This window comes from Pseudomonas sp. GM49 (assembly GCF_000282355.1).
Taxonomy (GTDB): domain Bacteria; phylum Pseudomonadota; class Gammaproteobacteria; order Pseudomonadales; family Pseudomonadaceae; genus Aquipseudomonas.
Genome location: NZ_AKJL01000133.1, coordinates 1 through 12,057 on the forward strand (window position 1 = coordinate 1; position 12,057 = coordinate 12,057).

General features: G+C 61.0%; 8 protein-coding genes. 5 read left to right on the forward strand and 3 right to left on the reverse strand.

The genetic code is table 11. The features are described 5' to 3' along the window. Positions 1 to 383 precede the first annotated feature (383 nt). Both PMI29_RS16485 and PMI29_RS16480 read right to left on the reverse strand, forming a co-directional pair. Complete coding sequence (locus PMI29_RS16485) at positions 384 to 2,633, reverse strand: Ig-like domain-containing protein (RefSeq protein WP_007997456.1); 2,250 nt, start codon at positions 2,631 to 2,633, stop codon at positions 384 to 386. A 35-nt stretch (positions 2,634 to 2,668) separates the two neighbouring features. After that, positions 2,669 to 4,015 carry a hypothetical protein gene (locus tag PMI29_RS16480; RefSeq protein ID WP_007997458.1) on the reverse strand — a complete coding sequence of 449 codons (1,347 nt, stop codon included), beginning with the start codon at positions 4,013 to 4,015 and terminating at the stop codon, positions 2,669 to 2,671. Between the two features lie 276 nt (positions 4,016 to 4,291). On the opposite strand from PMI29_RS16480, the gene PMI29_RS16475 reads away from it, so the two are divergent. The 4 genes from PMI29_RS16475 (at position 4,292) to PMI29_RS16460 (ending at position 10,280) form a co-directional block, all read left to right on the forward strand. Continuing rightward, on the forward strand, positions 4,292 to 5,737 hold the full coding sequence (locus PMI29_RS16475) for a sensor histidine kinase (protein ID WP_007997461.1): 1,446 nt from the start codon (positions 4,292 to 4,294) through the stop codon (positions 5,735 to 5,737). A 432-nt stretch (positions 5,738 to 6,169) separates the two neighbouring features. Continuing rightward, positions 6,170 to 7,282 carry an SCO family protein gene (locus tag PMI29_RS16470; protein ID WP_007997463.1) on the forward strand — a complete coding sequence of 371 codons (1,113 nt, stop codon included), beginning with the start codon at positions 6,170 to 6,172 and terminating at the stop codon, positions 7,280 to 7,282. 102 nt (positions 7,283 to 7,384) lie between these two features. Beyond that, positions 7,385 to 8,878, forward strand: coding sequence for a sensor histidine kinase (locus tag PMI29_RS16465; protein WP_007997465.1), 1,494 nt, complete (start codon positions 7,385 to 7,387; stop codon positions 8,876 to 8,878). Continuing rightward, positions 8,847 to 10,280, forward strand: a complete 1,434-nt coding sequence (locus tag PMI29_RS16460) for a sigma-54-dependent transcriptional regulator (RefSeq protein ID WP_007997467.1) — start codon at positions 8,847 to 8,849, stop codon at positions 10,278 to 10,280. The genes PMI29_RS16465 and PMI29_RS16460 overlap by 32 nt, the downstream gene beginning before the upstream one ends. Before the next feature lie 7 nt (positions 10,281 to 10,287). Here PMI29_RS16460 and PMI29_RS16455 read toward each other — a convergent pair whose 3' ends face one another. Further along, entirely contained in the window at positions 10,288 to 10,668 is a 381-nt protein-coding gene (locus PMI29_RS16455) for a hypothetical protein (protein ID WP_007997469.1), read from the reverse strand. A 172-nt stretch (positions 10,669 to 10,840) separates the two neighbouring features. Here PMI29_RS16455 and PMI29_RS16450 point away from each other — a divergent pair, with 172 nt between their 5' ends. Beyond that, on the forward strand, positions 10,841 to 11,647 hold the full coding sequence (locus PMI29_RS16450) for a class I SAM-dependent methyltransferase (protein WP_007997471.1): 807 nt from the start codon (positions 10,841 to 10,843) through the stop codon (positions 11,645 to 11,647). Positions 11,648 to 12,057 lie beyond the last annotated feature (410 nt).

The following is a 12,057-nucleotide window of genomic DNA, read 5'->3' on the forward strand; positions in this document are numbered from 1 at the left end:
GGAGCGAGCCTGCTCGCGATGGCGGCCTGCCAGCCGACCAGTGTCTTGAGGACTTCCCCCGATCCCTGTGGGAGTGGGCTTGCCCGCGAAGGCGGCCTGCCAGCCAATCGAAATCTTTCAGATGTACTGAGCACCTGTGGGAGCAAACTTGCTCCGGGCGTCGTTCCGACGATGGCGGCTTACGAGCCAACCATTCACTTGCAGTTGTCCCAGCCCATTGGATTGAGCTTGGTCGGGCACCGCTCCAGTGATGGCAGCCAGACCACCGCTGGATTGCTTCCATCAATGCACCCGGCAAAAACCGCGGCCCCCCACCTGAGGCCGCAGTTTTCCATAGGGTTGAAACCGGCCCCATCAACCAACGTGGCTGATGGGGCGCGGGCTCAGTTGGCGATCACCGGCACCGTCCGCACGGAGCCTTGGGACGAGGTGATCGTGGCGGTCGGGTTCGCCGACGGAACCACCGTGGTGGTGTTGTTCACCGTCAACTTCCAGCGTCCATTCGCCGGGACGGAGGTGGTGCCCAGGGTGACCAGCCCGGTCGGCGTGGTGACCTTGACGGTGATGGTGTTGCCGGTGGTCACCGATGAGGTGCCGGCAAAGTTCCAGGTGAAGCGGTTATTGGAGCGGGCGCTCACCGTTGCGGTGGTCACCGCGAAGGTTTCCGCAACAGGCCGTGGCGAAACCTGCACCGTGACCGTGGCCGGCGACGTCGACAGGGCGCCGAAGCTGTCCCGGGCGATGTAGGTGAAGGTCGTGGTGAAGGCCGTGGTGACGGTGGTCGGCGGGGTGTAGGTGAGCACCGTGCCGTTACTGCTGACGGTGCCGCGACCTGCCGGTGGTTGAGTGAAGCTGGCGACCGCCAGGGGCAGGTTGCCTTCCGGATCGGTGTCGTTGGCCAGCACGTTGATTGGAATCGCCACACCCAGTGTCGTGACGGCATCGGCGACTGCCACCGGAGGCCGGTTAGGCGCCACGGTAATGGTCACGGTTGCCGCTGTCGTCGAGGCCAGGCCTTTGATGTCCTGGGCCTTGTAGGTGAAGGTCGTGGTCAGCGGCGCGTTGACGACAGCGGGAGGGGTGTAGACCACCGCTGTAGTGCCGCTCAATGCCACGGTGCCCTGGCCCGCGGCGGGTTGGGTCAACGCGGTGATGCTCAGCGGCGTGTTGCCGTCCGGGTCACGGTCGTTGGCCAGCAGGTTGAGGGTGATCGGCACGCCGAAGCTGGTGCTGCCGGTATCGGCGACGGCGATCGGTGCCTGGTTCGCGCCGGTGTCCGGTGCAGTGCCGACTACGACGACTGGCTCGGTGTCACTGCCGCCGGCGGCGGATTTGACCGTAACGGTTGCAGGAGGCTGGGTCAGGTCAGCCACTGTCAGGCTTTGCAGGGTGCCGGCTTTCGACAGCCTTCCGTAACCCTGGGCGACCATGTCCGGAACCACCACTTCGTCTGTCGAGGTGGCCTCGATCAGCAGGCTGTGATTGCTCCAGCTGTAACGAGCGGTCTGGATTTTCACCACGTCCGAGAGCTTGCTCGACACCGAGGTCGGGCGGGTGGTCCCGGCCGGGTTGGTGGCGGTGACCACCACGACCGCAGGCACGGTGCCGTTGCTCAGCAGATGCTGGGCGAAGAACACGCCGTTGTTATCGCTCAGCATGTTGGTCTGGCAAGGCGACACAGGCGGGCCGGGTACCAGGGCGATGCTTTCGCGAAAGCACAGGGTCGAGCCGTTGGCGGCCTTGGCAAACACTTCGACCCGGGTGTTGGTGCCGCCCGTGCCTGTTGTGCGGCGGTAGGTGGCACGGCTCATGTCCACCGCGGTTTGCGCGCGATTGTCGAGCACCTTGCCGGACAGGGTGAAGAGATTGGTCTGGATAGTGCCGGCCGGACCCTGGATGCGCACGAAGTTGGTGTTGTTGGGGCTGCCGGTCACGGCTTCGGTGAGGTTCGGGTCGCCGACAAAGGTTTCGACGGCGCCGGTGTCCGGGTTCACCTCGGTGTAGGGGCCGTTGACGCTGCGCAGGAACGGACCGACCGCACCGTTGAGTGCGCCACTGAAATTACCCGGTGCACCTATGCCGATGTCCCTGGTGAGGTTGATCGCACGACGGCCGGGGGTGGTGACGTTGACCGTTTCCACGCCGTAGGGGTGGGTAATGGTGTAGGTCCCGGCGACGGGAATGTTCACCCGCATACGGATCCGCGCGAAGCTGATTTGATCGCCATCGAGTGGATTTCCGCCAGCGAATGCCGCTTCTATCCCGGCGACATAGGCATCCATGCCGTAGCCGGCGGTGTTGTTGGGAATGTTGGTCTCGGCGAGAAACCAGAAGGCTTCGTCTGGCCAGTTATCCGGGAACACCATCGGCTGGGTGTCGTCGAAAATACCCGGCGTCGGCAACAGGGTGCACATGTAGGCCGGTGGCACACTGGCGGGGACCCGCGAGCTGGCGGCGCGTGACTGGCACAGCTCCATCGACAGTTGATTGTTGTCCTGATACCAGATCGGAAATTTCCCGGTGGCAAAGGTGTAAGGGCCGGGATCGACGGCGGCGAGTTGCGCGAAGGCACTGCCGGACAGCGATAGAGTCAGTCCCAGGGCGTTGACCGCCAGGCGTGGCCATTTGTTCATGATGCCTCCTGATGAGGATCTGGGCATGTGAGCGTTCATTGCACGATGACCACTTCTTCGGTATCGCTGCCGCCATTGGATGACGTCACGCGAACCTGGGCTGGCGGAATCGGCGTGATGCCGGTGGCCAGGCTTTTCACTGCACCGTCGCCACTCAGGGCGCCGATGGCGGTACCGGTGCCGGAGGTGGCGGTGAGCACCGGTGGCGACGTTTCATCGCTGGTTGAAGCCACGATGGTGATTTGCCCGGTGCTCAGGCTGTACTCGGCGCGTGAGATCGTCACCAGGTCGGTCAGCGGCATGGGCAAGGTGGTCGGCGTGCTGCTGGCGATGGCCAGGTGGTTGTCGGCGGTCACTTGCAAGGTGCTCGGCAGCGTCGGATTGTTCGGCGACTGCGCATACCAGTGGCCGGTGGTGTTGGCTTCGGTGAAGTTCAGGACCGGGTTGTTGCTGTTCAGAGTCACGGTGGCCGGTGGTGGCGGGGCCAGCACGAACACGTCCTGCTGGGCCACCGGGGCGCTGGTACCGGCCTGTCGCGAGTAGGTGCTGCGCTCGGCGATCACCGGGGTCGGCCGGACCACCGTCGACAACTTGCCGGATACGGCGAAGAGGTTGGTGCGCAGGTCCAGGCCATTGGGGCCTTCGATGCGCACGTAGTTGGTGTTGAACGGGCTGCCGGTGACGGCTTCGGTGAGGTTCGGATCGCCGACGAATTGTTCGGCCTGGCCCGTGATCGGGTTGGTTTCGGTGTAGGGGCCATTGACGCTGCGCAGGAATGGCCCGACGTCGCCCTTGAGCGCGCCGTCATAGGTTTTTGGCGCGCCGATGCCAATGTCCCGGGTCATGTTGATCGCCCGCCGGCCGGGGGTGTCGACGGTGAACACTTCGACGCCGTAGGGGTGGGTGATGACGTAAGTGCCGGCAGCGGGCACGTCGATGCGAATACGAATACGGGCGAAACTGATCTGGTCGCCCTCCACTGGATCACCGCCACTGAAGGCTGCCTCGAGCGCCGAGACATAGGTCAGGTCGATGCCCCGGGCGGCATCGACGATGGTGGTTTCGCCCGTGGCCCAGAACGCTTCGTCGGGGAAGTTGGTCGGGAAGACCAACGGTTGAGTGTCGTCGAAAATACCGGGGGTCGGGATCAACGAGCACATGTAAGTCGGGGCGCCCGGTGCGCTGGCAACCCTGGAACTGACAGCCTTGGATAAACACAGGTCAAGGGTTCGGCCGTGGGTATCTTGATACCAGGCGGCGAAATTGCCATTGGCTGGCAGGTAGGGTCCGGGGTCTACGGCAAACAGCGCTGCCTGGGCAATGCCTTGGGCCAGAGCGGTCACGATCAGGGCGGTTGCGGTTTTGCACAGTAAAGGGTGCATGAGTATTCCCTCTATCGAAGTACCTGCCCCTTGGGGGTGGGTTAGTTGGCAGGGTGTTTGGCAACTTCCATACCAATCAGCGAAAACGCCCGTGAGACACCCGGAGTGAAGGCGTTGGCGTAATCGCTGGCGACAGACCGGGAAGGCGGGGAATGGGCAGTTGTCCCCAACTTTGGGGGTGGATGGGGGCCACGGGACGGGAGGGGATCGCAGTACCCCGGGCAAACGCCCATGAGTGGGCTATAAACCTATAGGGGGTTTCCGGGAACCGTGTCCATGAACACAATCGCCAAAGTACTTGCGCCCGAAAGCGAAGTTCGCTTGAACACGCGCAAGGAGCCGTTCGATCTGCTGCGCTGGTTTTCACTGATCAGCATGGTGGTGATCGGCACGGTGGCGGTGGCGCTGGGGGCGGTGTCTACAAGGTTCGTGCTTACCGAAAGCGTGCAGCGCGATGCGCTGTTGACCTCGCAATTCATTCAGGCGATTGCCTCGGTCGAGGTGCGCAACGTGTCGATTCCCAACATCCGGAACATGGGCGAGTTGCTCGACCCACGAAATGACAAGGACTTTCCTGACGTCGACCCGCTGTCCCGCTCCAATGCCCGTGATGATTTCCTCGACCATATCGAAAACTTGCCGGACGTGATCCTGGTCAACATCTATGCCCCCGACCGCATGGTGATCTGGTCGACCAACCCGGCCTTGATGGGCTCCACGATCCATGGCGATGAAGACCTCGACCAGGCGTTCAGCTCGAAGCTTCCCGTGTCGACCAGCTACCACGATGTGGACAAGTCCCGCATGGAACAGAAGTTCCTGGAGCCACCCAAATACATCTTCATCGAAAACTACATTCCCCTGTTCGACGCCGATGGCAGCACCGTCACGGCGATGGTCGAGATTTACAAGGAACCGCAGGACCTGATCAACCGCATGGAGCGCGGTCTGGTGCTGATCTGGCTGGCGACTGCCCTGGGCGGCGGTCTGATTTACCTGGGGCTGTACTGGATCGTGCGGCGGGCGGCGATCCTGCTGGCGACGCAGCAGAAGCAATTGATCACCAACGAAACCTTTGTGGCTCTGGGGGAGGTGTCCTCGGCGGTCGCCCACAGTCTGCGCAATCCGTTGGCGAACATCCGTTCAAGCGCCGAGCTGGCGATGGAGTTCGACAGCGGTCCGGCACACGGGAACATCAACGACATCATTGGTCAGGTCGATCGCATGTCGACATGGGTGAGGGAGTTGCTCCAGTCCCTGCGACCGCTCACTGACGAGGCTGAACCGGTGAACCTGGTGGCGGCCCTGCATGACAGCCTGATGGCTTACGAGCATCAGATCAGCAAGGCCAAGGTCAACGTGGTGTTCGAGCCGGACCAGACGCCCATGGTCCTGAGTCAGCAGGTGCAACTGACCCAGATCCTCAACAGCCTGCTGTCCAACGCGGTGGAAGCCATGGACAGCGGCGGTACGCTGAGCATCCAGATCGAGCCGCGCGATGCCCTGTGCGTCAGCGTGAGGGTGAGCGATACCGGCAAAGGCATGAATGAAGAACAGCGCACCATGGCCTTCCGACCGTTCTTTACCACCAAGCAGGGCGGGCTGGGCGTCGGGCTGGTGCTGGTCAAGCGGATCATGGAGCGTTTTGGCGGTGCGGTGACCCTGGATAGCCGTGAAGGCGAAGGCACCACTGTCCGTCTGTCGTTTAAATTGGCCCCTTGAAAATGGGGAGGAACTATCCCCCGTTAGCGGGTTTCAATCCCCAGTCATTTCTCCACTCGTGGCACATTGATGCTTATAAGTCATTGTTTTATCGAGTGTTAATGCTTTTATGTAAAGAAATTACATAATTGGCGAGATCCTTGCAGAACCACCATCACCCCCCTTCACGACATCAAGGCGGCTGGTGATGGAAAAAAAGCGCAGTGCAACGAAGATTCTTTCGATGTGCCTGACGGGGTCAAAGGCTCACGCAACACCACGCGGATGGAAAACGCTCTGCCGTCTGCCGTGCAGGCCAGTTTCAATGACCCAATCAATGTGCAGACCGGTTGGTGCGCACTACGTGAATTGCGCAGCACTGCCAACCTTCCTCACTGGCGACGGCTTCGGCCCTGAAGTGACCGTCAAGCAATGAACAGGGAGGGTGTCGACATGAACATGAAGATGCATTCACCACGCTCACGCGCCTTGGGCATGCACCTGGTGCTGATGTCGGTGACCGGTTTGCTGGCCAGCCAGTTGCTGGTCGCCAGCCAGCCACTGTCGACGCCCGCACCTGCCCCGGCATCCACTCCCGAGTCCGCTGTCGTTGAAGCCGCCACCCCGTGGGGTGGTAACTATTTCCCCAACACGCTGCTGACCGATCAGGACGGTCAGCAACTGCGTTTTTTCGATGACATGATCAAAGGCAAGGTGGTGGTGATCAACTTCATCTTCACCTCGTGCAGCGACTCCTGCCCCCTGGAAACCGCGCGCCTGCGCCAGGTGCAGAAACTGCTGGGGGATCGGGTCGGCAAGGACATCTTCTTCTACTCCATCAGCATCGACCCCTTGAGCGATACCCCAGAAGTGCTCAAGGCCTATGCGCAACGCTTCCAGGTCGGGCCAGGGTGGAAATTTCTCACCGGGGAGTTCGCCGACGTCACCGAGTTGCGCAAGAAACTGGGGTTGTTCATCGAAGGCATCGATAACGGGCGCAACAAGGACCACAACCTGAGCCTGATCATCGGCAACCAGGCAACGGGCCGCTGGATGAAATCCTCACCGTTCGAAAATCCGTGGATTCTGGCCGACCAACTGGCCAATTCCTTGCAGAACTGGAAGCAGCCCAGCGTCGAAGAAAGCTACGCCAACGCTCCGCAAATCCGTCCGCCGAGCACTGGCGAAGAGCTGTTCCGCACCCGCTGCGCGTCTTGCCACAGCCTCGGTCCGCTGGACGGGCAGGGCATCGGCCTGCACAGCATTGGCCCGGACCTGATCGGCGTGACCCGTCAGCGTGATCCGGCCTGGCTCAATCGCTGGATCCGCGAACCTGACCGCATGCTCGCGGAAAAGGACCCGATAGCGATGGAGCTGTTCGAGCGCTACAACAAGATCGCGATGCCCAACTTGCGGATGGATGAGCGTTCCGCCCAGTCCATCATCGATTTCCTGCAGGAAGAAACCGACCGTCAGCATCCGCCAGCGGCGCCATTGGCCAGTGGTAACGAGGAGCCTGAACATCATCATTCGGTCGCGCAACCCGACATCCCCAAGGTGCAATAGTGTCAAAAAAATTACGTTGGCCAGTCAATGGCAATCAATGCCACCTACACTGATCCAGATAGCGGCTGAACAGGCTCGATTTCAAGCATCCAGGACACCGCCATGCAGATACTCGAACAACAAAAAGTAGCTGCGCCGCAGGCTCCGGCAGCACAACGCAAGGGGTGGCGGCCGCAGTTCAACCTGCTGCGCTGGTTCTCCCTGGCGAGCTTTCTGATCATCGCTGCGGTGGCGCTGGGGCTGGGCTACATCTCCACGCGCTTTGTGGTCGACGAAAGTATCGAGCGCGACTCGTTGCTGACCGCGCAGTTCATTCAAGCCATTGGCGAGGCTGAAATCCGTCATGCCGGGATTTCGCCGGGCAAAACCATGGGCGAAATGCTCGACCCGCGCCTGGACCATGCCTATTCCGACGTCAGGCCCGAAGCCCGGGCCGCCGCGCGTGTTGAGTTTCTCGACCATGTGGAGCATCTGCCGGACATCCTGCTGGCGACGGTGTACGCCCTGGACCGCACCGTGGTCTGGTCGACCAACCCTGAGTTGATCGGCGTGCGCATCGAAGACGACAAAGAACTGGACGAATCCTTCGAAATGAAATCGTCGGTGTCCACCCGTTACCACGAAATCGATGAGCAGCGTCCCGAGCAGCGCTTGCTGCGCGAACCGGAGTATTTGTTCGTCGAGAACTACATTCCGATGTTCAACGCCGACACAAGCAAAGTGATTGCCATGGTGGAAATCTATAAAGAGCCGCTGGATCTGGTGGGGCGCATCCAGCGTGGCTTCAAGGCGATCTGGCTGGCCACGCTGATCGGCGGGGCCGCCATTTATCTGGGGCTGTTCTGGATCGTGCGGCGTGCGGCGATACAGCTGCAGAGCCAGCAGAAACAGCTGATCGCCAATGAAACCTTTGTCGCCTTGGGAGAAATGTCCTCGGCGGTCGCCCACAGCCTGCGCAATCCACTGGCGAACATCCGTTCCAGCGCCGAACTGGCCCAGGACATCGCCAGCCAGACCGCACAGAAAAACATTGGCGACATCATCAATCAGGTCGACCGCATGTCGCGTTGGGTCCGTGAATTGCTGGTGTCGTTGCGGCCGATGAATGACGACTGTGAAACGGTCGATCTGGTGCTGGCCCTCGAAGACACCTTGAGTGCCTTTGAGTCCCTGATCAAACGTTCGAACGTCGAAGTGCGTTTCTCTCCTGTCAGCGTGCCACCGGTCGTCAGCCAACAGGTGCTGCTCACGCAGATACTCAATAGCTTGTTTGCCAATGCACTGGAAGCCATGCCCAAGGGGGGCGTGCTGACGATCGAGATCGATTCCTCGGTGCCCGGCGACTTGAGCATGACCCTGACCGACACCGGCAAGGGAATGTCCAAACAACAACAGCAAATGGTCTTCAAACCGTTTTTCACCACCAAGCAAGGCGGGTTGGGCGTGGGCCTGGCCCTGGTCAAAAGAATAATGGAACGGTTTGACGGCTCGGTCGAACTGACCAGCAGGGAGCAGGAAGGAACCCGCGTTTGTCTCAAATTCAAAGTGGCAACGGGAGGGGCATATGGAGCACAGCATTCTGCTGGTCGAGGATGATGAAATCCTCGCCGAGAATATTCAGACTTACCTGGAGCGCAAGGGCTTCGAGGTGACCGTTTGCCACTCGGCCGAAGATGCACTGGAGCAATTGGGTACTTTCGCTCCTGACGTGGTACTGACCGACAACTCGTTGCCGGGCATGAGTGGTCACGACCTGATCCAGAAGCTGCGCATCAGCGCACCGGATCTGAAAGTGATCATGATGACCGGCTACGGCAACGTCGAAGACGCCGTGGCGGCGATGAAAGAGGGCGCCTTTCACTACGTCACCAAACCGGTGGCCCTGCCGGAGCTCAAGCAGCTGCTGGACAAGGCCCTGGCCACTGACCGCATGGAGCGCACGCTGTCGTTTTACCAGGAGCGCGAGGCCCAGAAGTCGGGGTTGCAGGCACTGATTGGCGAGTCGGCACCGATGGCTTACCTCAAGGGCACCATCACCCAGTTGCTCGACGCCGAACGGCGGATGGCCAACAGCGATCTGCCGCCGGTCCTGATCGAAGGCGAGACGGGCACCGGCAAGGAACTGGTGGCCCGGGCCTTGCATTTCGACGGCCCGCGAGCCAAAGGCCCGTTCATTGAATTCAACTGCGCTTCGATCCCGTCCAATCTGGTGGAGTCGGAGCTGTTCGGCCACGAGAAGGGTGCCTTCACCGACGCCAAGGATCGTCGCATGGGGCTGGTGGAAGCGGCCGATGGTGGCACACTGTTCCTCGATGAAATCGGTGAAATGGACCTGCTGTTGCAAGCCAAGCTGCTGAAGCTGCTGGAAGACCGGACCATTCGCCGGGTCGGGTCGGTGAAGGAGCGCAAGGTCGATCTGCGGGTGATCAGCGCCACCAACTGCAATCTCGAACAAATGGTCCAGCAAGGCAAATTCCGCCGCGACCTGTTTTTCCGCCTGCGCATCATTTCCATCAAGGTACCGCGCCTGTATGCCCGGGGAGCCGATATCCTGCTGCTGGCCCGGCACTTCCTGGGGCTGCATGGCAAACGCTACGGCAAGCCGAACCTGCATTTCAGCGACCAGGCCGAAGAGTTGCTGCTCAGCTACAGCTGGCCGGGCAACGTGCGCGAATTGCGCAACATGCTGGAGCAAACCGTATTGCTGGCGCAAAGCGATACCATCGCCGCCCATCAGTTGAACGTCTGCCTGAGCCTGGTGGATGAGCCACCGAAGTTTCATCACGAACCGCAACAACTCAGCGAACCACGTCCGCCCTACAACGGCAGCGAATCCATGAACCTGCCGGAAGTGGAGCGCGACATGGTGCGCAAGATGCTCGACAAGACCGACTGGAACGTCACCAAATCGGCACGCCTGCTGGGTCTTAGCCGTGACATGTTGCGCTACCGGATCGAAAAGCTCGGCCTCGCCCGCCCGGACAAACGCCAGTGGTAGGGGGCGTTCACTGCAACACCGGGCCTTGCCTCAGGCAGGACAGCATGCAGCCGGGGTTCTCGACTTCCTGGTTCACGTACACGCCACGCTCCGGATCGTAGGAGCGGATAAACACCCGAACAGTGGCGTCGGCCACGGTCGGCAGGCGCGAGTCGTAGAACACGTGCTCGCTTGAAACCGGAATGAATTCCCCGGGCGCGGTCGGGATGTACGAACCCGGCGGCACAATGCTGATGGACGGTGGTACGGGGTGGGCGAAGGGTTGGTCGGCGCCGTAATAGTTGAATTCACTGCTGTAGTCAGTGGTGTTTGGAAAGTCGTCGGCGTGGGCGACAGCGGTCGCGCTCAGGCAGAAGGCGAGTAAAAACGTCAGGTTGGTTTTGTTCATGGCAACACCTGCTAAATCGGTTTAACCACATATCCCCCAAGGTCATTAACTATAGCTGCCGCCGTGGGCAGCCGTCGGCACTGTGCGGATTACAAGTTCACAACAGCTGCCAGGATGAGGTTGATCTAGACTCCGGCCGGTCAAATCGACGACCCGAACCCTGGAGCGAGCAATGGAACTGCCGACAAACGTACAAGCCATCGCCAGTAACCGCGATGCCTGGAATGACTCCGCCCGTCACCACAAAGACTCCTGCGAATGGCAAGCCTTGTTGAAAGACGTGGCGCACGCGGATTTTTCCTGCCTGGATGACACCCTGACCGCTTTGCTGACCCAGACAGGTGTCGACGGCAAGGAGGTGGTGCAACTGGGCTGCAACAACGGCCGTGAAAGTCTGTCGCTGTTTGCCCTGGGCGCGCGAAGCGTGGTGGGCGTCGACCAGTCCGGCGCGTTTCTCGAACAGGCACGGGAACTGGCGTCCCGCTCACCCCATGCACCGCAATTCATCGAAGCGGACATTCACCACTTGCCGGCTCAATTGGAGGATCGCTTTGACCTGGCGCTGATTACCATCGGCGTCTTGAACTGGATGCCGGACATCGGCGAATTCTTCCGCCATGTGGCGCGCACGCTGAAGCCGGGTGGGGCGCTGGTGGTGTACGAAACCCACCCGTTCCTGGAAATGTTCGACCCCGAGGCAGCCGATCCTTTTCGTCCGGCCAGTTCATACTTCCGTCGCGAACCGTTCGTGCAGCATGAACCGATTGTCTACGAAGGCAAAGTCGAACAGCCGTCGGCGGCCTCCTACTGGTTCGTCCACACCTTGGGCGAGCTTTTCAGCGCCGCCATTGCGGCAGGGCTGCAGATCCGTCACTTCAAGGAATACCCGCATTCCAATCGCGAAGAACTCTATGACCGCTATCAGCAGCAGGTGGCGCAGTTGCCGTTGTGTTTTACGTGGGTGGTGGTGAAGAGCTGAGTGCATATCCGTTTCTGCGGTAACGGCGGCTTATGGTTTCGCCCTTACGGCGAGTCCCTTTTGGCAAACGCCCCAAAAGGAACCAAAAGGTCTCGCCCCTGACGTACGGCCCCTCGCTTAGGCTCGGGGTTCCTTCGCTCCGGCATTCATCCGGGGGCATCGCCTCCGGTCGGCTTCGCTCGACCTCCTCTCGATGTGTTCGGCTGCGCCGAACGGCGCTGCGCGCCTCCCCCCGGATGAACACCTCCACTCAGCCTGCCGAGGGGGCGGGTGGATCAAGATCAAGAGCTGCAGGCGAGCTAACGCTCGGCCTGATGAGTGGTGAAGAGCGTGGGTGTACGCCGCTCTGCCTTTGCTCTGCTCTTCTGTAGGAGCGAGCCTGCTCGCGATGGCGGCCTGCCAGCCGACCA

Coding starts and splice junctions, on each gene's coding strand:
- PMI29_RS16455 (WP_007997469.1), bottom strand. CDS start 10,668: ATGAACAAAACCAACCTGACGTTTTTACTCGCCTTCTGCCTGAGCGCG.
- PMI29_RS16465 (WP_007997465.1), top strand. CDS start 7,385: ATGCAGATACTCGAACAACAAAAAGTAGCTGCGCCGCAGGCTCCGGCA.
- PMI29_RS16485 (WP_007997456.1), bottom strand. CDS start 2,633: ATGAACAAATGGCCACGCCTGGCGGTCAACGCCCTGGGACTGACTCTA.
- PMI29_RS16450 (WP_007997471.1), top strand. CDS start 10,841: ATGGAACTGCCGACAAACGTACAAGCCATCGCCAGTAACCGCGATGCC.
- PMI29_RS16460 (WP_007997467.1), top strand. CDS start 8,847: ATGGAGCACAGCATTCTGCTGGTCGAGGATGATGAAATCCTCGCCGAG.
- PMI29_RS16475 (WP_007997461.1), top strand. CDS start 4,292: ATGAACACAATCGCCAAAGTACTTGCGCCCGAAAGCGAAGTTCGCTTG.
- PMI29_RS16480 (WP_007997458.1), bottom strand. CDS start 4,015: ATGCACCCTTTACTGTGCAAAACCGCAACCGCCCTGATCGTGACCGCT.
- PMI29_RS16470 (WP_007997463.1), top strand. CDS start 6,170: ATGAACATGAAGATGCATTCACCACGCTCACGCGCCTTGGGCATGCAC.